Source organism: Nocardioides sp. Z22_16 (assembly GCF_058134365.1).
The window spans coordinates 356344-379495 of sequence record NZ_JBYTTI010000002.1 but is presented as its reverse complement, the minus strand read 5'-3'; the positions used below and the strand labels follow the sequence as shown (position 1 = coordinate 379495).

Sequence of the window (23152 nt, the reverse complement as noted above, 5' to 3'; positions counted from 1 at the left end):
CGGCGGCCGTCAGGCGCCGGGCGCGGAGTCGAGCGCGGCGAAGACCCGCGAGGTCACCTCGGGGACCTCGCCCATCCCGTCGACCTCCACCAGCAGCCCGCGCTCGCGGTAGACGTCGATCAGCGGCGCGGTCTCCTGGGCGTAGACCTCCTGGCGGCGGCGGATGACGTCCTCGGTGTCGTCCGCCCGGCCCTCGACCTGCGCCCGCTGGAGCAGGCGCTGGACGATCTCCTCGCCGTCGACCGTCAGGACCACCACGGCCTGCAGCTTGCAGCCGCGCTCGACGACCATCCCGTCGAGCTCCTCGACCTGGGCAACGGTGCGCGGGTACCCGTCGAGCAGGAACCCGGGCTCGCAGTCGGCCTCGCCGAGCCGGTCGCGGACCATCGCGTTGGTGACGGAGTCCGGGACGTACTCGCCGGCGTCCATGAACCTCTTGGCCTCGACGCCCAGCGGGGTGCCCTCAGAGACGTTGGCGCGGAAGATGTCGCCCGTCGAGATCGCCGGGATGCCGTAGTGCTCGGCGATGAACTTCGCCTGGGTGCCCTTGCCGGCCCCGGGCGGTCCCATGATGATCAGGCGCATCAGCTGAGGAACCCTTCGTAGTTGCGCTGCTGGAGCTGGCTCTCGATCTGCTTCACGGTGTCCAGCGCCACGCCCACCATGATCAGGATGGAGGTCCCGCCGAACGGGAAGTTCTGGTTGGCTCCGATCAACGCCAACGCGATCAACGGGATCAGCGAGATCAGGCCGAGGTAGAGGGCACCCGGGAAGGTGATCCGGGACAGCACGTAGGAGAGGTACGACTCGGTCGGCTTGCCGGCCCGGATCCCCGGGATGAAGCCGCCGTACTTCTTCATGTTGTCGGCCACCTCCTGGGGGTTGAACGTGATCGACACGTAGAAGTACGTGAAGAAGATGATCATCAGGAAGTAGGTGGCCATGTAGATCGGGTGGTCACCGTTGACGTAGTAGCGGTTGATGAACCGCAGCACCGGGTTGCTGGTGTTGTCGCTGAACTGCACCGCCATCGCCGGGAGGTAGAGCAGCGACGAGGCGAAGATGACCGGGATGATGCCGGCCTGGTTGACCTTGAGCGGGATGTAGGTCGAGGAGCCGCCGAACATCTTGCGCCCCACCATGCGGCGCGCGTACTGCACCGGGATGCGACGCTGAGCCTGCTCGATGAAGATGACGCCGGCGACGATCACCAGACCGATGACCATCACGAGGCCGAAGGTGAACCAGCCCTTCGTGACCTGGACCTGCCACATGGAGCCCGGGAAGGTCGCGACGACCTGGGCGAAGATCAGCAGCGACATGCCGTTGCCGATGCCCCGGTCGGTGATGAGCTCGCCGAGCCACATGATGACCGCGGTACCGGCGGCCATGGTGATCACCATGATCAGGAAGGTGCCGGTGCTGTCGCTGTGCAGGAGCGGCTCCGCACAGCCCTGGATCAGGTTGCCCGAGCGCGCCAGCGCGACGATGCCGGTCGCCTGCAGGAGCGCCAGGCCGAGGGTGAGGTAGCGGGTGTACTGCGTGATCTTCGTCTGACCCGCCTGGCCCTCCTTCTTCAGCGCATCGAGCCGTGGGATCACCACGACGAGGAGCTGCAGGATGATGCTGGCGGTGATGTACGGCATGATCCCGAGCGCGAAGATCGTCAGCTGCAGGAGCGCGCCCCCGGAGAACATGTTGATCAGGTTGTAGATGCCCTGGTCCTCGACGGCCGCGAGGCACGACTGGACGTTGGCGACGTGGACGCCCGGGGCGGGGACCTGGGAGCCGAGTCGGAAGAGCGTCAGGATCAGCAGGACGAACAGCAGCTTGCGCCGTAGGTCCGGCGTCCGGAAAGCATTGGCGAACGCGCCTAGCACTGGTTCCTCTTTCTCAGCTGGGTCTGGGATCGGGACGAGCCCGGCACCCGGGACGTGGGCCTGGACACGGCGTACGAGCAACGCTCGAGGCACGCGTCACGAGGACCCGGGAGAGCCTAACAGCAGCATCATCACCGCTATGCACGAGCACGGGGCCCGTCACCGCCGTCCTAGGACGGCCGGGACGAGCCCCGTGCGCAGTGTGTGCTGCTCAGGCCAGCGTGGTGCTGCCGCCGGCAGCCTCGATCTTCTGCTTGGCCGAGCCGGAGAACGCGTTCGCGGTCACCTGGACCTTGACCGAGATCTCGCCCTGGCCGAGGACCTTGACCGGGTGGCCGTTGCGGACCGCACCCTTGGCGACCAGGTCCTCGACGGTGACGGTGCCACCCTCGGGGAAGAGCTCGCCGAGCTTGTCGAGGTTGACGACCTGGAACTCCACCTTGAACGGGTTCTTGAACCCCTTCAGCTTGGGGAGCCGCATGTGGATCGGCATCTGGCCACCCTCGAAGGCGACCGGGACCTGGTAACGGGCCTTGGTTCCCTTGGTACCGCGACCCGACGTCTTGCCCTTCGAGGCCTCACCGCGACCCACACGGGTCTTGGCGGTCTTGGCGCCGGGAGCCGGACGCAGGTGGTGCAGCTTCAGCGTCATCTCACTCCACCTCCTCAACCGTCACCAGGTGACGGACAGTGTTGACCATGCCCCGGATCTCGGGACGGTCTTCCTTGACCACGACATCGCCGATCCGCTTCAGACCGAGCGTGCGCAGCGTCTCGCGCTGGTTGGCCTTGATGCCGACGTGACCGCGCTTCTGCTGGACCTTGAGCTGTGCCATCAGGACGCGACCTCCGCCCGGGCCCGGAGGATCGCGGCCGGCGTGACCTGCTCGACGGTGAGCCCGCGACGAGCAGCGACCTGCTCCGGCTCCTCGAGCATCTTCAGCGCCTCGACGGTCGCGTGGACGATGTTGATCTGGTTGGACGACCCCAGCGACTTGCTGAGGACGTCGTGGATCCCGGCGCACTCGAGCACCGCGCGGACCGGACCACCGGCGATGACACCGGTACCGGGGGCCGCGGGACGCAGCAGCACGACACCGGCTGCCTTCTCGCCCTGGACCGGGTGCGGGATGGTGCCCTGGATGCGGGGGACCTTGAAGAACGCCTTCTTGGCCTCCTCGACACCCTTGGCGATCGCCGCGGGCACTTCCTTCGCCTTGCCGTAGCCGACGCCGACCAGACCTTCGCCGTCACCGACGATCACGAGGGCGGTGAAGCTGAAGCGACGACCACCCTTCACGACCTTGGCGACACGGTTGATCGCAACGACGCGCTCGATGTAGGCGGTCTTGTCCGCGGCCTGGTCACGACGTCCGTCACGACCACGGCCTCCGGACTGGCGCTCGCCACTGCGCTGTCCGCGCTGGGCTCCGCTCATGAGACTTTCCTCTTCTCTCTCTTGCTTGTCCGTGCGATCAGAAGTCCAGCCCGCCCTCGCGGGCGGCGTCTGCCAGGGCCGCGACGCGACCGTGGTACTTGTTTCCGGCGCGGTCGAAGACCACGCCGTCGACCCCGGCGGCCTTGGCGCGCTGGGCAACCAGCTCACCGACCTTCTTCGCCTTCGCGGTCTTGTCCCCGTCCACGGAGCGCACGTCGCCCTCCATGGTCGAGGCGTAGGCCAGCGTCTTGCCGACCAGGTCGTCGACCACCTGCACGCTGATGTGCTTGGCAGACCTGGTCACCACCAGACGGGGACGCTCAGCGGTGCCCGAGATGCGCTTGCGGCCACGCATCTGGCGGCGCAGGCGCGACCGGACACGAGCGGACGTGTGCTTGTTGTTCGACAGCGAGATAGCCATGACTCACTTACCAGCCTTTCCGACCTTGCGGCGGATCTGCTCGCCGGCGTAGCGAACGCCCTTGCCCTTGTAGGGCTCAGGCTTGCGGAGCTTGCGGATGTTGGCAGCGGTCTCTCCGACCAGCTGCTTGTCGATCCCGGCCACACCGAACTTGGTCGGACCCTCGACGTTGAACGTGATCCCCTCGGGGGCGTCCACGACGACGGGGTGCGAGAAGCCGAGCTGGAACTCCAGCTGGGTCGGGCTCTTGGGCAGGACGCGGTAGCCGACGCCCACGATCTCGAGCTTCTTCTCGTAGCCCTCGGTGACGCCCACGACCATGTTGTTGATCAGGGTGCGGGTCAGGCCGTGCAGGGAGCGGCTCTCACGGTGGTCGTCAGGCCGCTTGACCTCGAGCACACCGTCCTCACCCTTGTCGACCGTGATCGGCCGGGCAACGGTGTGCGAGAGGGTCCCCTTGGGGCCCTTCACGGTCACGAGCGTGTCGTCGATCTGCACGTCCACGCCGGACGGGACCGTGATTGGGAGCTTGCCAATGCGTGACATTGTCTGAGTCCTCCTTCGGTCTCGTCGTTACCAGACGTAGGCGAGGACTTCCCCACCCACGCCCTTCTGGTTGGCCTGGCGGTCGGTCAGCAGGCCCTGGCTGGTCGAGATGATCGCGACACCCAGGCCGCCGAGCACCTTGGGGAGCCCGGTGCTCTTGGCGTAGACCCGGAGGCCGGGCTTGCTGACGCGGCGGACGCCCGCGATGGAACGCTCGCGGTTGCGGCCGTACTTGAGGGTGATGTTGAGCGTCTTGCCCACCTCGCCCTCAGCCGGCTCCTTCACGTCGAAAGAGGTGATGTAACCCTCCTGCTGGAGGATCTCCGCGACGCCGGCCTTGAGCTTGCTGTAAGGCATCGACACCGCGTCGTGGTACGCCTGGTTGGCGTTGCGCAGACGCGTGAGCATGTCTGCGATCGGGTCAGTCATCGTCATGGCCGGTTCGGCCCTTTCTTCCTGTGGTTTCGGCCCGTGTCCCCGGAGGGCAGGCCGACCTTCAGCGGTTGGTTGTTGGCAGTGGAGGACGTCACCAGGAGGACTTGGTCACACCGGGCAGCTCGCCGCGGTGCGCCATCTCCCGCAGGCAGATGCGGCAGAGGCCGAACTTGCGGTAGACGGCCTTGGGACGGCCGCAGCGCTGGCAGCGGGTGTAGCCACGGACGGCGAACTTCGGCTTGCGGGCCGCCTTCACCTTCAGAGCAGTCTTCGCCATGTCAGTTCTCCTTGAACGGGAAGCCGAGCTGCTTGAGCAGCGCACGACCCTCGTCGTCGTTGGTGGCCGTGGTCACCACGGTGATGTCCATCCCGCGCGACCGGTCGATACGGTCCTGGTCGATCTCGTGGAACATCACCTGCTCGGTGAGGCCGAACGTGTAGTTCCCGCGCCCGTCGAACTGCTTGGGCGAAAGACCGCGGAAGTCCCGGATGCGCGGCAGCGCCAGGGACAGCAGCCGGTCGAGGAACTCCCACATCCGGTCGCCACGCAGCGTGACGTGGGCGCCGATCGGCATCCCCTCACGCAGCTTGAACTGGGCGATGGACTTGCGGGCCTTGGTCACCATCGGCTTCTGGCCGGTGATGGCGGTCAGGTCCTTGATCGCGCCCTCGATCAGCTTGGAGTCGCGGGCCGCCTCGCCGACACCCATGTTGACCACGATCTTGGTCAGCCCGGGCACCTGCATGACGTTCTTGATGTCGAACTCGGACTGCAGCGCGGGGAGGATCTCCTCGCGGTAGCGCGTCTTGAAGCGCGGCATGGCGCTCTCAGGGGCAGTCTGCGTCATCTCAGATTTCCTTCCCGGTCCGGCGCGACACGCGGACGCTGCGCTCGGCGGTGTACGTCGAGCCGTCCCCGCGGCGCTTGGTGACCTCGTCGCGGCGGAAGCCGATCCGGGTCACGCCGTCGTCCTCGACCAGCATCACGTTGGAGACGTGGATGGGCGCCTCGGCCGTGATGATGCCGCCGGTGTTGCCGGAGCCCGAGTTGACGACCTTGGTGTGACGCTTCATGCGGTTGACACCCTCGACGACCACCCGCTGCTCCTCGCGGAGCACGCGGATGACCTTGCCCTGGGCACCCTTGTCCTTGCCGGCGATCACCTTGACGGTGTCACCCTTCTTGATGTTCAGGCTCGGCGACTTCTTGGCCATCACAGCACCTCCGGTGCGAGCGAGATGATCTTCATGAACTTCTTCTCGCGCAGCTCACGGCCCACCGGACCGAAGATGCGGGTACCGCGCGGCTCACCGTCGTTCTTGAGGATGACGGCGGCGTTCTCGTCGAAGCGGATGTACGAGCCGTCGGCGCGACGGCGCTCCTTGACGGTGCGCACGATCACGGCCTTCACGACGTCACCCTTCTTGACGTTGCCACCGGGGATCGCGTCCTTGACGGTGGCGACGATGGTGTCGCCGATGCCGGCGTAGCGACGACCCGAGCCACCGAGAACACGGATGCAAAGGATCTCCTTCGCACCGGTGTTGTCGGCGACCTTGAGCCGCGACTCCTGCTGGATCATTGGTTTCTCCTGGTTGTCGAGCCGGTTCTCGCCCGACCCTCTCGGGTCCCGGCGAGCCTTGCCGAACTGATGTTGGGAAGATCAGGGGCCGTCCGCGACGACCCCGAGGTCACTTGGCCTTCTCGAGGACCTGGATGACGCGCCAGCGCTTGGTCGCCGACAGCGGGCGGGTCTCCATGATCAGGACCCGGTCACCGATGCCGCACTCGTTGGCCTCGTCGTGCGCCTTGAGCTTGGACGTGCGCCGCATGACCTTGCCGTAGAGGGCGTGCTTGACCCGGTCCTCGACGGAGACCACGACGGTCTTGTCCATCTTGTCGCTCAGGACCAGGCCCTCACGGACCTTGCGGGCGTTGCGTGCAGCCTCGACCGCGGTGTCGTTCTGGCTCATGCGGTGGCCTCTTCCTTGCTCTCGGCGCCCGGCGCGCTCCGGATGCCGAGCTCGCGCTCACGCACCACGGTGTAGATCCGGGCAATGTCCTTCTTGACCGTGCGCAGACGGCCGTTGCTCTCCAGCTGCCCCGTGGCAGCCTGGAAACGGAGGTTGAAAAGCTCCTCCTTGGCCTCGCGCAGCCGGCCCTCGAGGTCGGCGGCGGTCAGCTCGTCGAGCGCCGTGGCGCTCAGCTTGTCGCTCATCAGAATTCACCAGCCTCGCGGGAGATGAACCGGCACTTCATCGGGAGCTTGTGCATCGCGCGGCGCATGGCCTCGCGAGCGACCTCCTCGGTGACTCCGGAAAGTTCGAACATGACGCGGCCGGGCTTGACGTTCGCCACCCACCACTCGGGGGAACCCTTGCCGGACCCCATGCGGGTCTCGGCAGGCTTCTTGGTCAGCGGGCGGTCGGGGTAGATGTTGATCCACACCTTTCCACCACGCTTGATGTGACGGGTCATGGCGATACGAGCCGACTCGATCTGTCGGTTCGTCACGTAGTGACCCTCGATCGCCTGGATGCCGAAGTCGCCGAAGGCGAGCTTCGTGCCACCCTTCGCCGCACCGGTCCTCTTGGGGTGGTGCTGCTTGCGGTGCTTGACACGACGGGGCATCAACATGGGGGTCAGGCCTCCTGTCCGGTGCTGGGCGCCTCGGCCGCAGCCTGACCGGTGGCCTCGGCCGACGCGACAGCGTTGGCGGTGGCCTCCGACGGAGCGGCGTCGGTGCGGGGAGCGCGGTCGCCGCGCGTGCCACGACTCGGGCGGTCCGCGCCACGGGCGGGACGGCCACCGCGACCGGGAGCACCGGCACGGGCGGCCTGCTGGGCCTGGCGCTCCGCACGCGTGCCGGAGACCTCACCCTTGTAGATCCAGACCTTGACACCGATGCGACCGAAGGTGGTCTTGGCCTCGTAGAAGCCGTAGTCGATGTCGGCGCGGAGCGTGTGCAGCGGCACGCGACCTTCGCGGTAGAACTCGGTCCGCGACATCTCGGCGCCGTTGAGTCGACCCGAGCACTGGATCCGGATGCCCTTGGCACCGGAGCGCATCGAGGTCTGCATCGCCTTGCGCATGGCCCGACGGAACTGGACCCGGCCCGAGAGCTGCTCGGCGACGCCCTGGGCGACCAGCTGCGCGTCGACCTCGGGGCTCTTGACCTCGAGGATGTTGAGCTGGACCTGCTTGCCGGTCAGCTTCTCGAGCTCGCCGCGGATGCGGTCGGCCTCGGCGCCGCGGCGGCCGATCACGATGCCCGGACGGGCCGTGTGGATGTCCACCCGGACCCGGTCACGGGTGCGCTCGATCTCGACCTTGGAGATGCCGGCCCGCTCCATGCCCTTGGAGAGCAGCTTGCGGATCGCGACGTCCTCACCGACGTAGGACTTGTAGAGCTTGTCGGCGTACCAGCGGGACTTGTGGTCCGTGGAGATGCCGAGGCGGAAGCCGTTCGGGTTGATCTTCTGGCCCATTACTTGGAACCGCCCTTCCGTGCCTTGGAGGCGTCGACGACATCAGCCGGCTGGACCGCCAGGGTGATGTGGCTGGTGCGCTTGTTGATCCGGGTCGCACGACCCTGCGCACGCGGGCGCCAGCGCTTCATGGTGGGACCCTCGTCGACCATGGCCACGGAGACGACCAGGTCGCCGGTGGCGAGGCCCTCGACGGTGCCCGCGTTGGCGATGGCGCTCTCCAGCACCTTGTAGACGGTCTCCGAGGCGGCCTGCGGCGCGAACTGCAGCAGCGCCAGGGCCTCGTCGACGGGAAGTCCGCGGACCATGTCGACGACACGGCGGGCCTTCATCGGGGTGATTCGTACGTAACGCGCGCTCGCGAAGGCTCCCGGCTGGTCGCCGAGCAGCGACTCGCGACGGGCGCTCGTGCGCCTGCGCTCAGTAACGCTCATGGCTGTATATCTCCTATGGCTCGCCCCGCGTCAGCGGCGGCGACCCTTCCGGTCTTCCTTCACGTGCCCGCGGTAGGTGCGGGTGGGGGCAAACTCTCCGAGCTTGTGGCCGACCATCGAGTCGGTCACGAAGACGGGAACGTGCTTGCGACCGTCGTGCACGGCGATCGTGTGGCCGATCATCGCGGGGACGATCATGGAACGCCGGGACCAGGTCTTGATGACGTTGTGGCTGCCCTTGTCGTTCTCGGCGTCCACCTTCTTCATCAGGTGGCCGTCGACGAAGGGGCCCTTCTTCAGGCTGCGAGGCATCTGTCTCTCGTCCTATCCTCAGCGCTTGTTCTTGCCGGACTTGCGGCGGCGGATGATCTGGGAGTCGGAGGCCTTGCGCTTGCGCGTGCGACCCTCGGGCTTGCCCCAGGGGGACACCGGGTGACGTCCACCCGAGGTCTTGCCCTCTCCACCACCGTGCGGGTGGTCGACCGGGTTCATGACGACACCACGGACGGTGGGGCGACGGCCCTTCCAGCGCATCCGGCCGGCCTTGCCCCAGTTGATGTTCGACTGCTCGGCGTTGCCGACCTCACCGACGGTGGCGCGGCAGCGCACGTCGACGAACCGCATCTCACCGGACGGCAGGCGCAGCGTGGCGCGCGAGCCCTCCTTCGCGACGAGCTGGGCGGAGTTCCCGGCCGAGCGGGCGATCTTGGCGCCACCGCCCGGACGGAGCTCCACGCAGTGGATGGTGGTACCGACCGGGATGTTGCGCAGCGGCAGGTTGTTGCCGGGCTTGATGTCGGCCCCGACGCCACTCTCGATCGCGGTGCCCTGGGACAGGTCCTTGGGCGCGATGATGTAGCGCTTCTCGCCGTCTGCGTAGTGCAGCAGGGCGATGCGCGCGGTGCGGTTGGGGTCGTACTCGATGTGAGCGACCTTGGCCGGCACGCCGTCCTTGTCGTAGCGACGGAAGTCGATGATCCGGTAGGCCCGCTTGTGGCCGCCACCCTGGTGACGCGTGGTGATGCGTCCCTGGTTGTTGCGGCCGCCCTTCTTGGGCAGCGGACGGGTCAGCGACTTCTCCGGCGTGGTCCGGGTGATCTCGACGAAGTCGGCCACCGAGGAGCCACGACGGCCCGGGGTGGTCGGCTTGTACTTGCGGATAGCCATTCTCAGTCCTAATTCTTCGCCTTCAGTGCCCGGTCAGCTGACCGGACCCCCGAAGATGTCGATGCGGTGACCCTCAGCGAGGCTGACGATGGCGCGCTTGGTGTCCTTGCGCTTGCCCAGACCGTTGCGGGTACGACGCGTCTTGCCCGAGCGGTTGAGCGTGTTGACCGACGTCACCTTGACGTTGAACACCTTCTCGACCGCGATCTTGATCTCGGTCTTGTTCGCGTCCGGACGGACGAGGAAGGTGTACTTGTTCGCGTCGAGGAGGCTGTAGCTCTTCTCGGACACGACCGGGGCGATCAGGACGTCGCGGTGGTCCTTGTGCAGGGTGCTCACTTCTGGTCCTCCTCGGCCTTCTTCGACGCCTTGGGGGCACCGGCGACGAACGCGTCGTAGGCACCCTTGGTGAAGACCACGTCGTCCGAGGCCAGCACGTCGTAGGTGTTGAGCTGGTCGACCGCCACGATGTGCACCTGCGGCGCGTTGCGCAGCGAGAGCCAGGTCAGCGAGTCGGTCCGCTCGAGGACCAGCAGGTAGCGGGCCCGGTCGGTGAGCGCGGAGAGCGCAGCCAGGGCCGCCTTGGTGGAGGGCTTGTCGCCCGACACCAGAGAGTCGACCACGTGGATGCGTCCGTTGCGGGCCCGGTCAGAGAGGGCGCCACGCAGGGCGGCGGCCTTCATCTTCTTGGGGGTCCGCTGGTCGTAGGAGCGCGGCTGGGGGCCGTGCACGACGCCACCGCCGGCGAACTGCGGCGCGCGGGTCGAGCCCTGGCGCGCCCGGCCGGTGCCCTTCTGCTTGTAGGGCTTGCGGCCACCACCGCGGACTTCGCCGCGGGTCTTGGTGGCGTGCGTGCCCTGGCGGGCGGCGGCCTGCTGGGCCACGACCACCTGGTGGATCAGGGGGACGTTGACCTCGACGTCGAAGATCTCCGAGGGGAGATCGACCTTCACGGTCTTGGTAGCCATGGCGCTCAGGCCTCCTTACCGGAAGTGACGGTGTTCTTGGCGGCGGAGCGGACGATCACGAGGCCGCCCCGAGGACCGGGAACGGCACCCTTGAGCAGGATGATGCCCTTCTCGGCGTCCACGGCGTGCACGGTGACGTTCTGGGTGGTGACGGTGTCGTTACCCATGCGTCCCGACATCCGGGTGCCCTTGAAGACGCGGCCCGGGGTGGCGCAGGCGCCGATCGAGCCGGGCTTGCGGTGGTTGCGGTGAGCACCGTGCGAGGCGCCGACGCCGGAGAAGCCGTGACGCTTCATCGTTCCGGCGAAGCCCTTGCCCTTGCTGGTGCCGGTGACGTCGACCTGCTCGCCGGCGGCGAAGAGCTCGGGGCTGAGCTCCTGGCCGATGGTGTAGCTGGCGGCGTCCGCGGTCCGGATCTCGACCAGGTGGCGACGGGGGGTGACCCCCGCCTTGGAGAAGTGACCGGCCTCGGGCTTGGTGACCTTGCGCGCCTCGATCTCGCCGAACCCGACCTGGATGGCGTTGTAGCCATCGGTCTGGGGCTGGCGGACCTGGGTGACGACGTTGGTCGCGGCCGCGATCACGGTCACGGGGACGACGCGGTTGTTCTCGTCCCAGAGCTGGGTCATGCCGAGCTTGGTGCCCAGCAGCCCCTTCACGTTTCGTTCGAAAGTCATCTCGTCAGACCTCAGAGCTTGATCTCGATGTCGACACCGGCGGGCAGATCGAGGCGCATCAGCGAGTCGACCGTCTTCGGAGTCGGGTCGATGATGTCGATGAGTCGCTTGTGGGTGCGCATCTCGAAGTGCTCGCGGGAGTCCTTGTACTTGTGGGGCGAGCGGATGACGCAGTACACGTTCTTCTCGGTCGGCAGCGGCACGGGGCCGGCGACCTTGGCACCCGTACGGGTGACGGTGTCCACGATCTTGCGCGCCGAGGTGTCGATCACCTCGTGGTCATAGGCCTTGAGCCTGATGCGGATCTTCTGTCCCGCCATAGGTCTCTCTCGTCCTTCTCTCGCACCCCGGGAGGTGCCGCGTCACGGTCTGTTCTCTCGACACGGCCCCGGGTGGAGCCGCACCGCCTGTTCCTCACCTTGCCACCGCCCACCCCCGCGGTCGGGCGTGTCGTCCAGATTTCGCACGACACAGACCGGGTTCCTGCAGTGTTCCTACCTCGTGGTGCCCAGCGGTTCGCCGGGCCGATCGGGTCTCGGCCTGATGACTTCTCAGATGGCGCGTCCCACGCAGGGACTACTGAGTCAGGGCACACGATGGCCGAAGCCACCGGGAGACGCGATTCAATAGTCAAGGTGAGGCACGCCCCGACGACCCGCCGGAGCAACCGGACTATCTTGGCAGACCCGGGGACCATCATCCAAATCGGCCGCGCTTGCGGTAGGTCAGGTCGGTGATCTCACGGCCCTTCTCCAGGCCCTTGCGCTCGAAGCGGGTGACGGGACGCTCGTCCCACCGCGGCACGACGCCGCCCTCCAGGGCGGGCTCCGCGTCCAGGACCTCGATCATCTGCTCGGCGTAGTCGGCCCAGTCGGTGGCCAGCCGCCACAGGGCGCCGTCCTCGAGGCGGGAGGCGGCCATCGCCACGAACTCCTCGTCGATCAGCCGCCGCTTGCGATGCTTCTTCTTGTGCCAGGGATCGGGGAAGAAGGTCCACAGCTCGGCCACCGAGGCGGGCGCCAGCACGTGTGCCAGGAACCACGCGGCGTCCACCGAGCAGAAGCGGATGTTGTCGGCCCCGGCCTCGGCGGCCCGCCAGAGGCCGTCCGCGACCCCGGGGCGCCACACCTCGAGGGCGAGGACGTTGCACTCGGGTCGGTCCGCCGCCAGGACCGAGGTGGCCTCCCCCACGCCCGAGCCGATCTCCACCACCAGCGGTGCGCTCCGGCCGAACCAGCGCTCGAGGTCGAAGTCCGGGCGGTCCACCGCCTCGTCCGGGATCACCCAGTCGGCCTGGTGAGCGGCCCAGCCCTCCGCCTGACGGGGGGTGAAGCGGCTCCCCCGCCGCGAGTAGGAGAGCACCTCGCGCATCCGCCGCCCGTCGGCGGTGAGCTTGTGGTGGGGGCGGGCAGGACGGACGGACTCGTTCACGTCTCCATTGTCCCGCGCCCGCCGCCACGCGGCCCATCGGGTGGGGCGCACGTGCGGCCTAGACTCCCCGGTGTGGACTCCCCCGTACGCCGCGTGCCCGGTGACGTGCTGGTGCACCTGCGCCGGGCCAGGGACCACCTGGACCGGCACTACGCCGAGCCGCTCGTCCTGGACGACGTCGCCGCGATCGCAGGGCTGAGCAAGTTCCACTTCCTGCGCTCCTTCGCGCTCACCTACGGGCGCACGCCCGCGGCGTACCTCTCCGAACGGCGCATCGAGCGGGCCCAGGACCTGCTGCGCCTGGCCAACCTGACGGTGACCGAGGTCTGCTTCGCGGTCGGCTACAGCAGCCTCGGGTCGTTCTCGAGCCGGTTCCGTGACATCACCGGCGAGACCCCCAGCGCCTTCGCCCGCCGGTACGCCGTGGTGGGGGCGCCACGGATCCCCGGGTGCTACGTCTTCATGGCGGGGCTGGTCGAGCGCAAGGGCGCAATCGAGGAGAAGCACGGGCCGGACGCCGGCTCCTAGGCTCGTCGCATGATCACCAACATCTCCCTCGTCTCCGTCTGGGTCCGCGACATCGACGAGTCGCTGGCCTTCTACACCGACGTCCTGGGCTTCGAGGTCGGCGACGACCTCACCCTGGGTCCCGACTTCCGCTGGTGCACCGTGGTGCACCCCACCCAGCCCGAGCTGCACGTGCACCTGACCACCCCCAGCGGCCCGCTGCCGGACTACCTCATCGAGGCCATGCAGCGCGCCCAGGCCGAGGGCGGCCTGCCGGGGATCGGCCTCAACGTCGACGACTGCCAGAAGGCCTTCGAGGAGCTGAGCGCCAAGGGCGTGGAGTTCCTGCAGGAGCCCCAAGCGCGCCCCTACGGCGTGGAGGCGCTGATGCGGGACAACTCCGGCAACTGGATGGTGCTCGTCGAGCCCCGCGAGTACTCCCCGGAGGACTTCGAGGGCGTCGACATGTCCTGACCCGGCCCGGGCTCCCGCGTCACATCAGGAACGTGAAGAGCGGGGAGCCCGGGGAGACCTGCTCGATGGTGAGCGGGCTCGCCTCCATCCTGGCCACCAGGCCGGCGAGGTCCCCCGGGCGCTCCAGCTCGATGCCCACCAGTGCCGGGCCGGTCTCGCGGTTGTTCTTCTTCACGTAGTCGAAGACCACGATGTCGTCGTCGGGCCCGAGGACCTCCTCGAGGAAGTGCCGCAGCGCTCCGGGCTCCTGGGGGAACGAGACCAGGAAGTAGTGGCGCAGCCCCAGGTGGATCAGGGAGCGCTCCAGGATCTCGCCGTACCGGCTGACGTCGTTGTTGCCGCCCGAGACCACGCAGACCACGGCCTGGTCGGCCGGGACCAGGCCGGCCAGCTGCCGGGCCGCCGTGCTCGCCAGCGCACCGGCGGGCTCGGCGATGATCCCGTCGACCTGGTAGAGGTCGAGCATCTCGGTGCTCACCGCTCCGGCGTCGACGGTGACGACCTCGTCCACCAGGTCGCGCACCAGCGGGAAGGTCAGCTCGCCCACCCGTCCGACCGCCGCGCCGTCCACGAACGTGTCCACCCGGTCCAGCGCCACCGGGGCGCCGGCGGCGAGCGCCGCGGTCATGCTGGCGGCGCCGCTGGGCTCCACCCCCACGATCCGCACCTCGGGGTGCCGCTCGCGCAGCCACAGCGCCATCCCCGCGACCAGCCCGCCGCCACCCACGGGGGCGAGCAGGGTGTGCAGCGGCCGGTCCAGCGCCGCGACGATCTCGGGCGCCACGGTGCCCTGGCCCAGGATGGTCCGGGCGTCGTCGAAGGGGTGGACGAAGACCGCACCGGTGCGGTCTGCCTCCTCCCGCGCCGCGGCGCCGGCGGCGTCGTAGGTGCTGCCGGCCACGACGAGCTCGACCCGGCCCTCCCCCAGGGCCACGATGCGCTGCCTCTTCTGGCGCGGGGTGTTGCCCGGTACGTAGACCCGGCCGTCGATCCCCAGGCGAGCGCAGCTCCAGGCGACGCCCTGGCCGTGGTTGCCGGCGCTCGCGCAGACCACTCCCCTGCGCCGCTCGGCCTCGCTGAGCCCGTTGATCAGGTGGAACGCGCCACGCACCTTGTAGGAGCGGGTGATCTGCCGGTTCTCCCGCTTGAGGTGGACCTGGGCCCCCACCACGTCGGTGAGCCTCGGGCTCAGCTCCAGCTCGGTACGCCGCACCACCGGGCCGAGCAGGGACACCGCCGCCTCGACGCCCGCGGCGTCCAGCTCTCCTCGGATCACGGCGGCAGCCTACGCGGAGCTCTCCCGGCGCCCGGTTCCCGGGCATGCAGAACGGCCCCGGACCGAGGTCCGGGGCCGTTCTGGTGGATCAGCTGGTCCTGGGACCAGCGGGGATCACTTGGTGATCTTGGTGACCCGGCCGGCGCCGACGGTGCGGCCACCCTCGCGGATCGCGAACTTCAGGCCCTCGTCCATGGCGATGGGCTGGATGAGCTCGACCGACATCTCGGTGTTGTCACCCGGCATCACCATCTCGGTGCCCTCGGGGAGGGTCACCACGCCAGTCACGTCCGTGGTGCGGAAGTAGAACTGGGGACGGTAGTTGTTGAAGAACGGCGTGTGGCGGCCGCCCTCCTCCTTCGAGAGGATGTAGACCGAGGCCTCGAAGTTGGTGTGCGGGGTCGTGGTGCCCGGCTTGATGACGACCATGCCGCGCTCGACGTCCTCGCGCTTGGTGCCACGAAGCAGCAGACCGACGTTCTCACCGGCCTGGCCCTCGTCGAGCAGCTTCCGGAACATCTCGACACCGGTGACGGTGGACTTGATCGCGCCCTCGCGGATGCCGACGATCTCGACCTCCTCGTTGACCTTCACGATGCCCCGCTCGATGCGGCCGGTGATGACCGTGCCGCGACCGGTGATGGTGAAGACGTCCTCGACGGGCATGAGGAACGGCTTGTCGACCTCACGCTCGGGAGTCGGGATGGCCTCGTCGACCGCGTTCATGAGCTCGAGGATCGAGTCGCCCCACTTCTCGTCGCCCTGCAGCGCCGGGAAGGCCGCCACGCGCACGACGGGGATGTCGTCGCCCGGGTACTCGTACTCGGAGAGGAGCTCGCGCACCTCCATCTCGACGAGCTCGATGAGCTCCTCGTCGTCGACCATGTCGCACTTGTTGAGCGCCACGACCAGGGCCGGCACGCCGACCTGGCGGGCGAGCAGCACGTGCTCACGGGTCTGCGGCATCGGACCGTCGGTGGCGGCAACCACCAGGATCGCGCCGTCCATCTGGGCGGCACCGGTGATCATGTTCTTGATGTAGTCCGCGTGACCAGGGCAGTCGACGTGCGCGTAGTGGCGCGCCTCGGTCTGGTACTCCACGTGCGCGATCGAGATCGTGATGCCGCGCTGGCGCTCCTCGGGAGCCTTGTCGATCTGGTCGAAGGCCGAGGCCTCGTTCAGGTTCGGGTACTTGTCGTGCAGAACCTTCGTGATCGCCGCGGTCAGAGTCGTCTTCCCGTGGTCGATGTGACCGATCGTGCCGATGTTGACGTGCGGCTTGGTCCGCTCGAACTTCGCCTTAGCCACTGTGGGCTCCTCCTGTTGGTTGTTTCTTGACTCGTGGGTTGGTTGGTGCAGCCGAGGATCCGGGCGAGGTCACTCGCCGCGGACCTTCTTGATGATCTCGTCGGCGATGTTCGTGGGAACCTCGGCGTACGAGTCGAACTCCATCGAGTACGACGCCTGCCCGGAGGTCTTGGACCTCAGGTCGCCAACGTACCCGAACATCTCGGACAGCGGCACGAGGGCGTTGACGACCAGGTCGCCGTGCCGCTCCTCCTGCGCGCGGATCTGGCCCCGTCGCGAGTTGATGTCGCCGATGACCGTGCCCAGGAAGGACTCCGGGGTGGTCACCTCGACGGCGAACATCGGCTCGAGCAGGACCGCCTTGGCCATGCGCGCGGCCTCCTTGAAGGCCTGGTTGCCGGCGATCTTGAAGGCCAGCTCGGAGGAGTCGACGTCGTGGTAGGCGCCGTCCTCGAGCGTGAACTTCACGTCGACCATCGGGTAGCCGGCGAGCACGCCGAACTCCATCGCGTCCTGGCCGCCCGCGTCGACCGAGGGGATGTACTCCCTCGGCACCCGGCCGCCGCTGACGTTGTTGACGAACTCGTAGCCCGCACCGGTACCGGTCTCGGGGTCGATGTTCGGCTCCAGCGAGATGACGACCTTCGCGAACTGGCCGGAACCACCCGTCTGCTTCTTGTGGGTGTAGCTGTGGTTCTCGACCTTGCGGCGGATGGTCTCGCGGTAGGCGACCTGCGGCTTGCCGACGGTCGCCTCGACGCGGAACTCGCGCTTCATCCGGTCGACCAGGATCTCGAGGTGGAGCTCGCCCATGCCGGCGATGATCGTCTGGCCGGTCTCCTCGTCGGTCTTGACCGTGAAGGTCGGGTCCTCGTCGGAGAGCCGCTGGATCGCGGTGCCGAGCTTCTCCTGGTCGCTCTTGGTCTTGGGCTCGATGGCGACCTCGATCACGGGGGCCGGGAACGTCATCGACTCCAGGACGACCTGGTTGGACGGGTCGCACAGGGTGTGACCGGTCTTGGTGTCCTTGAGGCCCATGACGGCCACGATCTGGCCGGCGCCGACCGACGCGATCTCCTCACGCTTGTTGGCGTGCATCTGGTAGACCTTGCCGATCCGCTCCTTCTTGCCGTTGACCGAGTTGACCACGGTCGAGCCGGCCTCGAGCTTGCCCGAGTAGACGCGGACGTAGATCAGCTTGCCCAGGTGCGGGTCGGAGGCGATCTTGTAGGCCAGACCGGAGAAGGGCTCGGAGTCGGACGGCTTGCGCAGCACGGCCTTCTCCTCGTCGCGGGGGTCGTGACCCTCGATCGCGTCGATGTCGAGCGGCGAGGGGAGGTAGTTGACGACCGCGTCGAGCAGGGGCTGGACGCCCTTGTTCTTGAACGCGGTGCCGCAGAGCACCGGGTTGAGCTTGTCGGCCAGGGTGGCCCGACGGATGGCGGCGTGGAGCTCCTCGACGGTGAAGTTCTCGTCACCCTCCTCGAGGTACTTCTCCATGATCTCGTCGTCGCCCTCGGCGAGGGTCTCGATGAACCGCTCACGCCACTCGGCGGCCTTCTCGGCGAGCTCGGCCGGGATCTCCTCGATCTCGTAGTCCTCGCCCATCTTGGTCTCGCCGCGCCAGGTCAGCGCACGCATGCCGACCAGGTCGACGACCCCGAGGAAGTCGCCCTCGGCGCCGATCGGGATCTGCAGGACCAGCGGGGTGGAGTTGAGCCGCTCGATCATCATGTCGACGCAGCGGAAGAAGTCGGCTCCGGTGCGGTCGAGCTTGTTGACGAAGCACATGCGCGGCACGGCGTACTTGTTGGCCTGGCGCCAGACCGTCATGGTCTGGGGCTCGACACCGGCGACACCGTCGAAGACCGCGACCGCGCCGTCGAGGACGCGCAGCGAGCGCTCGACCTCGGCGGTGAAGTCGACGTGCCCGGGGGTGTCGATGATGTTGATCTGGTGGTCCTTCCACCAGCAGGTGGTGGCAGCGGAGGTGATGGTGATGCCCCGCTCCTGCTCCTGCTCCATCCAGTCCATCGTGGCGCCGCCGTCGTGGACCTCACCGATCTTGTAGGTGATGCCGGTGTAGAAGAGGATGCGCTCGGTGGTGGTGGTCTTGCCGGCGTCGATGTGGGCCATGATGCCGATGTTGCGAACCTTGTTGAGGTCCGTGGTGATGTCAACGGCCACTGAAAGTCACAGTTCCTTAGGGTTTGACGGGTGCGGTGGGTGCCGGGCGCGCGCCGCGAGGGCGCGCGCCCGGACGATCACCAGCGGTAGTGGGCGAAGGCCTTGTTGGACTCGGCCATCTTGTGCGTGTCCTCGCGCTTCTTCACAGCGGCACCGAGGCCGTTGCTGGCGTCGAGGATCTCGTTCATCAGCCGCTCGGCCATCGTCTTCTCACGACGGTCCTGGGCGTAGCCCACGAGCCACCGCAGCGCCAGCGTGGTGCTGCGGTTCGGCTTGACCTCGATCGGGACCTGGTACGTCGCGCCACCGACGCGGCGGGACTTGACCTCGATCGCGGGCTTGACGTTGTCGAGCGCGCGCTTGAGCGTGAGGACCGGGTCGGTGCCGGTCTTCTCGCGGCAGCCCTCGAGGGCCGTGTAGACGATCCTCTGGGCGACCTGCTTCTTGCCGTCCTGGAGGACCTTGCTCACGAGCTGGGTGACGATCTGCGACCCGTAGACGGGGTCGACGTCGAGCGGACGCTTGGTTGCGGGACCCTTGCGCGGCATGTCAGCTCTTCTCCTTCTTCGCGCCGTAGCGGCTGCGGGCCTGCTTACGGTTCTTCACGCCCTGGGTGTCGAGCGTGCCGCGGATGATCTTGTAGCGAACACCGGGCAGGTCCTTCACACGGCCGCCACGGACGAGCACGATCGAGTGCTCCTGGAGGTTGTGGCCCACGCCCGGGATGTAGGCCGTGACCTCGACACCGCTCGACAGGCGCACGCGGGCGACCTTGCGGAGGGCGGAGTTCGGCTTCTTCGGGGTGGTGGTGTAGACGCGGGTGCAGACACCGCGACGCTGGGGCGAGCCCTTGAGCGCAGGCGTCTTGTTCTTGGACACCTTGTCCTGGCGGCCCTTGCGGACCAACTGCTGAATGGTGGGCACCGGGTGGTTCCCCTTCTTGTTCACTGTCACGGCCCGGCACCTTGCCGGGCTCGGGGTGTTGCGTGGAGCTGTGTGCCTGTCGATCAGCGCGGGAGGTCGGCCTGACGGCGTTCGGGCACGCGCATGGGTCTGGATGTTCCAGACACGAGTGATCAGGCTACTTGCCCGCGTGGGCGAGGGTCAAAATGGGAACGGCAGGCGCTCGGCGACGGGCGGCGGCGGCGAAGAGGAGCGCCGCCGCAGCCACCCCCAGCATGGTGATGCCACCACCGAGCACCAGCGTCCACCTCGCCCCCATCGTCTCGCCGATCCAGCCCACCACCGGTGCACCGACCGGGGTGCCACCCATGAAGACCATCAGGTAGAGCGCCATCACCCGCCCGCGCATCCCTGCCGTGGTGTTCATCTGCATGTAGGTGTTGGCAGCGGTGATCATCGTCAGCGAGGTGATCCCCAGCACCGGGGCCAGCAGGGCGAAGACCAGGTAGGAGGGCGCGAGCCCGGCGACCACCTCGACGGCCCCGAAGAGGAGCGCCGCACCGATGACCAGGCGGTGCCCGACCCGCTCCCGCCGGGCGGCGCGCAGCGCCCCGGCCAGGGAGCCGACGGCCAGGAAGGTGCCCAGGGCGCCGTACTCGGTGGCGCCCTTGCCGAAGACCTCGGTGGCCATCAGCGCCGAGGTGATCTGGAAGTTGAGCCCGAAGGTGCCGGCGACGAAGACGATCGCCAGGATGAGGAGCAGGTCGGGGCGGTTGCGGACGTAGCGGACCCCGTCCCCGATCGCGCCGGCCCCGCGCTCCGTCGGGGCGGGCGTGTCGAGCCGGGTCGGGTCGAGGCGGCGCAGGGCGGCGATGGGGGCGGCGTAGGAGATGGCGTTGGCCAGGATCACCCAGCCGGTGGCGGCCACTCCCCCGCCGAGCGCGGCGATCAGCACGCCGGCCAGGCCGGGACCGACCAGGCGAGCGGCGTTGAAGGAGGCGGAGTTGAGCCCCACGGCGTTGCTCAGGTCGTCCGGATCCACCATCTCCGAGACGAACGACTGCCGGGCGGGGCCGTCGAAGGCCGAGCTCACCCCGAGCACGGCGGCCAGCAGGTAGACGTGCCAGATCTTCGCGGTGCCGGTCACCGCGAGCAGCCCGAGCACGACCGCGGGCAGCGCCATCCCCAGGTTGGTCAGCTGGAGCAGCCGCTGCTTGGGCATCCGGTCGGCGACCAGCCCGGCGAAGGGTGAGAGCAGCAGCATGGGCAGGAACTGGAGTCCGGTGGTGATCCCGAGGGCGACGCCGCTGTTGGCACTCAGGAGGAGCACCAGCCAGTCCTGGGCGACGCGCTGCATCCAGGTGCCGGTGTTGGAGACCACCCCGCCCGCGGCGTACAGGCGGTAGTTGGGGTTGTGCAGAGAGCGGAACGTGGGACTCAAGGTGAGGCGATCAGTCTTCCTGTGCGAGTTCTTGCAAGAGGGTGGCGGCGCGCCGGAGGACGGCGCGGTCCTCGGCGGAGAGGCCGGAGAGCCGGCGGTCGAGCCACGCGTCCCGCCGGGCCCGGTCGGCCCGGACGGCGGCCCGGCCCTGCTCGGTGATCTGGACGACCACGACCCGCCCGTCGGTCGCGTGGGGGCGGCGGACGACGTAGCCGGCCTCCTCGAGGGCCGTCACCGTCCGGGTCATGGAGGGCGGCCGCACCCGCTCGAAGGAGGCCAGCTCCCCGATCGTGCGGTCGCCGCCACGGAAGAGGGAGCCGAGCACCGACATCGAGCCGAGGCTGAGGGGGTTGTCGGGGTGCTGCTCCAGCGCCAGGCGCCGTCGCAGCCTCATCACTCCGAAGCGGAGCTCGGAGGCGAGCCCTCCGTCACGAGCGGACTTCTTCACGGCGAGGGGCACGGTCTTGAGTCTAGGTCGTTACCTTCGGTAATTAAATCCGGTGACCTCCTCTGCGGCGTGACGTTGCCCACCCGGGACGACCAGACCCCCGGGAACGCACATGGCCGCCCATCCCGCGCGGGGGTGGGCGGCCAGGTGGGCGTGGGCTCAGGTCAGCCAGGCGGTGATGGGGTTGATCGCGAAGTAGACGACGAAGAGCGCCGCGACGACCCACATCAGGGGGTGCACCTGGCGGAACTTGCCGAGCACCACCTTGATCAGCACGAAGGCCAGGAAGCCGGTCCCGATGCCCACCGAGATGGAGTAGGCGAAGGGCATCAGCACGATCGTCAGGAACGCCGGGATGGCGAGCTCGGGGTCCCGCCAGTCGATCTCGGTCACCTGCTGCATCATCAGGAAGCCCACCAGGACGAGCGCGGGGACCGCCGCCTCGGAGGGGATGGCCGCCACCAGCGGGGTGAAGAGGGTGGCCAGCAGGAAGAGCACGCCGGTCGCGATCGACGCCAGCCCGGTGCGTGCACCCTCCCCGACGCCGGAGGCCGACTCGATGTAGGAGGTGTTGGAGGAGACGCCGCCCGCGCCCCCGGCGATCGCGGCGATCGAGTCGACGACCAGGATGCGCTGGCTGTGCGGAGGCACGCCCTCGTCGTCGTTGAGCCCGGCCTCGGCTCCGATCGCGGTCATCGTGCCCATGGTGTCGAAGAAGTCGGCCAGCATCAGCGAGAAGACCAGCAGCACCGCGGCCAGGATCCCGCCCTCGATGCTGCTGAAGGCGCCGAACAGGTTGAACTGGAACAGCGTGTCGAAGTCGGGCAGGCCGACCAGGTCGCCGGTGGCCCGCGGGATGCTCAACGCCCATCCCCCGGCGTTGTCGGGCCCGGCGGCACCGAGGTCGCCCACCGCCTCGACCACGACGGCCACGACGGTGGTGACGGCGATCGCGATCAGGATCGCCCCACGGACCTGGCGCACCCACAGGGCGATCATCAGGAACAGTCCGAGGCAGAAGACGAGCACCGGCCACCCGGTGAGCTGGCCACCGACCCCCAGCTGGACCGGGACGGTGGTCTGGAACTCGTCGGGGATCCTGGTGACGACCCGGGCGTCGACGAAGCCGATCAGGGCGATGAAGAGGCCGATCCCGACCGAGATCGCGACCTTGAGCTGCTGCGGGACGGCGTGGAAGACCGCCTTGCGGAAGCCCGTGAGGACCAGCAGCAGGATCACGAGGCCCTCGAGGACCACCAGGCCCATCGCGTCCGACCAGGTGGACTGGCTGGCGATCGAGTTGGCGACGAAGGCGTTGAGCCCGAGGCCCGCGGCGAGCGCCAGCGGGAAGTTGGCCGCCGCGCCCATCGCGATCGTCAGCAGGCCGGCGACCAGGGCGGTCGCCGCGGCGATCGCCGGGATGCCGCTGCCGGGGACGTCACTGCCGCCGAGGTACATGCCCTCGGAGTCCGGGACGAAGCCCAGGATCAGGGGGTTCAGCACGATGATGTAGGCCATGGTCAGGAAGGTGACCACGCCACCGCGGATCTCCTGTCCCACCGTCGACCCGCGCTCGCTGATCCGGAAGAAACCGTCCACGCCGCCCGGCTTGCCGGAAGGCTTCTCGTCCACGTCGTGGCCCGTCTGCTGATTGCTCACGCGCGCATCTTGGCAGACGCCGGGACCCCCCGCGTACCGACCGTCGTGGGGCGGACGGACCGG

The 23152-nt window shown here is 68.3% G+C and carries 34 protein-coding genes; 2 read left to right on the top strand and 32 right to left on the bottom strand.

Annotation, left to right across the window (positions count from 1 at the left end):
- Positions 1-9: 9 nt before the first annotated feature.
- The 24 genes from AC3X7R_RS06120 to trmB all read right to left on the bottom strand — a co-directional run bounded on the left by AC3X7R_RS06120 (position 10) and on the right by trmB (position 12886).
- A complete protein-coding gene (locus tag AC3X7R_RS06120; RefSeq protein ID WP_489964684.1) occupies positions 10-585 on the bottom strand; it encodes an adenylate kinase in 576 nt (191 codons plus the stop codon).
- Entirely contained in the window at positions 585-1880 is a 1296-nt protein-coding gene (gene secY, locus AC3X7R_RS06115; protein ID WP_489964683.1) for a preprotein translocase subunit SecY, read from the bottom strand. Before secY ends, AC3X7R_RS06120 begins: the two co-directional genes overlap by 1 nt.
- Before the next feature lie 211 nt (positions 1881-2091).
- A complete protein-coding gene (rplO, locus tag AC3X7R_RS06110; protein ID WP_489964682.1) occupies positions 2092-2532 on the bottom strand; it encodes a 50S ribosomal protein L15 in 441 nt (146 codons plus the stop codon).
- 1 nt (position 2533) lies between these two features.
- Positions 2534-2716: a 50S ribosomal protein L30 gene (rpmD, locus tag AC3X7R_RS06105; protein WP_489964681.1), complete on the bottom strand. Its 183-nt coding sequence runs from the start codon at positions 2714-2716 to the stop codon at positions 2534-2536.
- The gene (gene rpsE, locus AC3X7R_RS06100) at positions 2716-3318 is read right to left on the bottom strand and encodes a 30S ribosomal protein S5 (RefSeq protein ID WP_489964680.1); all 603 of its coding nucleotides are present in this window, start codon (positions 3316-3318) and stop codon (positions 2716-2718) included. The genes rpmD and rpsE overlap by 1 nt, the downstream gene beginning before the upstream one ends.
- Positions 3319-3355: 37 nt before the next feature.
- The gene (gene rplR / locus AC3X7R_RS06095) at positions 3356-3739 is read right to left on the bottom strand and encodes a 50S ribosomal protein L18 (RefSeq protein WP_489964679.1); all 384 of its coding nucleotides are present in this window, start codon (positions 3737-3739) and stop codon (positions 3356-3358) included.
- A gap of 3 nt (positions 3740-3742) precedes the next feature.
- Positions 3743-4285 (bottom strand): 50S ribosomal protein L6, encoded by a 543-nt coding sequence (rplF, locus tag AC3X7R_RS06090; RefSeq protein ID WP_489964678.1) that lies wholly within the window; start codon positions 4283-4285, stop codon positions 3743-3745.
- Positions 4286-4312: 27 nt separating this feature from the next.
- Positions 4313-4720, bottom strand: coding sequence for a 30S ribosomal protein S8 (gene rpsH, locus AC3X7R_RS06085; RefSeq protein ID WP_489964677.1), 408 nt, complete (start codon positions 4718-4720; stop codon positions 4313-4315).
- Positions 4721-4811: 91 nt separating this feature from the next.
- Complete coding sequence (locus AC3X7R_RS06080) at positions 4812-4997, bottom strand: type Z 30S ribosomal protein S14 (protein ID WP_011757321.1); 186 nt, start codon at positions 4995-4997, stop codon at positions 4812-4814.
- A gap of 1 nt (position 4998) precedes the next feature.
- Positions 4999-5568: a 50S ribosomal protein L5 gene (rplE, locus tag AC3X7R_RS06075; protein WP_489964676.1), complete on the bottom strand. Its 570-nt coding sequence runs from the start codon at positions 5566-5568 to the stop codon at positions 4999-5001.
- 1 nt (position 5569) lies between these two features.
- Positions 5570-5935 (bottom strand): 50S ribosomal protein L24, encoded by a 366-nt coding sequence (gene rplX, locus AC3X7R_RS06070; RefSeq protein ID WP_489964675.1) that lies wholly within the window; start codon positions 5933-5935, stop codon positions 5570-5572.
- The gene (rplN, locus tag AC3X7R_RS06065) at positions 5935-6303 is read right to left on the bottom strand and encodes a 50S ribosomal protein L14 (protein ID WP_185253756.1); all 369 of its coding nucleotides are present in this window, start codon (positions 6301-6303) and stop codon (positions 5935-5937) included. The genes rplX and rplN overlap by 1 nt, the downstream gene beginning before the upstream one ends.
- Before the next feature lie 109 nt (positions 6304-6412).
- Positions 6413-6694, bottom strand: a complete 282-nt coding sequence (gene rpsQ / locus AC3X7R_RS06060) for a 30S ribosomal protein S17 (protein ID WP_489964674.1) — start codon at positions 6692-6694, stop codon at positions 6413-6415.
- Complete coding sequence (gene rpmC, locus AC3X7R_RS06055; RefSeq protein ID WP_489964673.1) at positions 6691-6939, bottom strand: 50S ribosomal protein L29; 249 nt, start codon at positions 6937-6939, stop codon at positions 6691-6693. Before rpmC ends, rpsQ begins: the two co-directional genes overlap by 4 nt.
- Positions 6939-7358, bottom strand: coding sequence for a 50S ribosomal protein L16 (rplP, locus tag AC3X7R_RS06050; RefSeq protein WP_489964672.1), 420 nt, complete (start codon positions 7356-7358; stop codon positions 6939-6941). Before rplP ends, rpmC begins: the two co-directional genes overlap by 1 nt.
- A gap of 5 nt (positions 7359-7363) precedes the next feature.
- Positions 7364-8209: a 30S ribosomal protein S3 gene (rpsC, locus tag AC3X7R_RS06045; protein ID WP_489964671.1), complete on the bottom strand. Its 846-nt coding sequence runs from the start codon at positions 8207-8209 to the stop codon at positions 7364-7366.
- The gene (gene rplV / locus AC3X7R_RS06040) at positions 8209-8643 is read right to left on the bottom strand and encodes a 50S ribosomal protein L22 (protein ID WP_489964670.1); all 435 of its coding nucleotides are present in this window, start codon (positions 8641-8643) and stop codon (positions 8209-8211) included. Before rplV ends, rpsC begins: the two co-directional genes overlap by 1 nt.
- A gap of 30 nt (positions 8644-8673) precedes the next feature.
- Positions 8674-8955, bottom strand: a complete 282-nt coding sequence (gene rpsS / locus AC3X7R_RS06035; RefSeq protein ID WP_101525247.1) for a 30S ribosomal protein S19 — start codon at positions 8953-8955, stop codon at positions 8674-8676.
- A gap of 18 nt (positions 8956-8973) precedes the next feature.
- Positions 8974-9810: a 50S ribosomal protein L2 gene (gene rplB / locus AC3X7R_RS06030; protein WP_489964669.1), complete on the bottom strand. Its 837-nt coding sequence runs from the start codon at positions 9808-9810 to the stop codon at positions 8974-8976.
- Positions 9811-9843: 33 nt separating this feature from the next.
- Positions 9844-10149: a 50S ribosomal protein L23 gene (gene rplW, locus AC3X7R_RS06025; RefSeq protein WP_489964668.1), complete on the bottom strand. Its 306-nt coding sequence runs from the start codon at positions 10147-10149 to the stop codon at positions 9844-9846.
- A complete protein-coding gene (gene rplD / locus AC3X7R_RS06020; RefSeq protein ID WP_489964667.1) occupies positions 10146-10778 on the bottom strand; it encodes a 50S ribosomal protein L4, sunset domain variant in 633 nt (210 codons plus the stop codon). Before rplD ends, rplW begins: the two co-directional genes overlap by 4 nt.
- Before the next feature lie 5 nt (positions 10779-10783).
- Positions 10784-11455 carry a 50S ribosomal protein L3 gene (rplC, locus tag AC3X7R_RS06015; protein ID WP_489964666.1) on the bottom strand — a complete coding sequence of 224 codons (672 nt, stop codon included), beginning with the start codon at positions 11453-11455 and terminating at the stop codon, positions 10784-10786.
- An 11-nt stretch (positions 11456-11466) separates the two neighbouring features.
- A complete protein-coding gene (gene rpsJ / locus AC3X7R_RS06010; RefSeq protein WP_008360994.1) occupies positions 11467-11775 on the bottom strand; it encodes a 30S ribosomal protein S10 in 309 nt (102 codons plus the stop codon).
- Positions 11776-12151: 376 nt separating this feature from the next.
- A complete protein-coding gene (gene trmB, locus AC3X7R_RS06005) occupies positions 12152-12886 on the bottom strand; it encodes a tRNA (guanosine(46)-N7)-methyltransferase TrmB (protein WP_489964665.1) in 735 nt (244 codons plus the stop codon).
- 72 nt (positions 12887-12958) lie between these two features.
- Between trmB and AC3X7R_RS06000 the strand changes: the two genes are divergently transcribed.
- Positions 12959-13414 (top strand): helix-turn-helix domain-containing protein, encoded by a 456-nt coding sequence (locus tag AC3X7R_RS06000; RefSeq protein WP_489964664.1) that lies wholly within the window; start codon positions 12959-12961, stop codon positions 13412-13414.
- 9 nt (positions 13415-13423) lie between these two features.
- A complete protein-coding gene (locus AC3X7R_RS05995) occupies positions 13424-13867 on the top strand; it encodes a VOC family protein (protein ID WP_489964663.1) in 444 nt (147 codons plus the stop codon).
- A gap of 19 nt (positions 13868-13886) precedes the next feature.
- Here AC3X7R_RS05995 and ilvA read toward each other — a convergent pair whose 3' ends face one another.
- The 8 genes from ilvA to AC3X7R_RS05955 all read right to left on the bottom strand — a co-directional run bounded on the left by ilvA (position 13887) and on the right by AC3X7R_RS05955 (position 23089).
- Positions 13887-15143: a threonine ammonia-lyase IlvA gene (ilvA, locus tag AC3X7R_RS05990; protein WP_489964662.1), complete on the bottom strand. Its 1257-nt coding sequence runs from the start codon at positions 15141-15143 to the stop codon at positions 13887-13889.
- A 114-nt stretch (positions 15144-15257) separates the two neighbouring features.
- Complete coding sequence (gene tuf / locus AC3X7R_RS05985) at positions 15258-16451, bottom strand: elongation factor Tu (protein ID WP_489964661.1); 1194 nt, start codon at positions 16449-16451, stop codon at positions 15258-15260.
- Positions 16452-16520: 69 nt separating this feature from the next.
- On the bottom strand, positions 16521-18638 hold the full coding sequence (fusA, locus tag AC3X7R_RS05980; RefSeq protein WP_489964660.1) for an elongation factor G: 2118 nt from the start codon (positions 18636-18638) through the stop codon (positions 16521-16523).
- 77 nt (positions 18639-18715) lie between these two features.
- Complete coding sequence (rpsG, locus tag AC3X7R_RS05975) at positions 18716-19186, bottom strand: 30S ribosomal protein S7 (RefSeq protein WP_489964659.1); 471 nt, start codon at positions 19184-19186, stop codon at positions 18716-18718.
- Position 19187: 1 nt separating this feature from the next.
- A complete protein-coding gene (rpsL, locus tag AC3X7R_RS05970; RefSeq protein WP_011757353.1) occupies positions 19188-19562 on the bottom strand; it encodes a 30S ribosomal protein S12 in 375 nt (124 codons plus the stop codon).
- 157 nt (positions 19563-19719) lie between these two features.
- Positions 19720-20982, bottom strand: a complete 1263-nt coding sequence (locus AC3X7R_RS05965; protein WP_489964658.1) for an MFS transporter — start codon at positions 20980-20982, stop codon at positions 19720-19722.
- Between the two features lie 10 nt (positions 20983-20992).
- Positions 20993-21442: a MarR family winged helix-turn-helix transcriptional regulator gene (locus tag AC3X7R_RS05960; protein WP_489964657.1), complete on the bottom strand. Its 450-nt coding sequence runs from the start codon at positions 21440-21442 to the stop codon at positions 20993-20995.
- A 147-nt stretch (positions 21443-21589) separates the two neighbouring features.
- Positions 21590-23089, bottom strand: a complete 1500-nt coding sequence (locus tag AC3X7R_RS05955) for an NCS2 family permease (protein ID WP_489964656.1) — start codon at positions 23087-23089, stop codon at positions 21590-21592.
- Between the last annotated feature and the right edge of the window lie 63 nt (positions 23090-23152).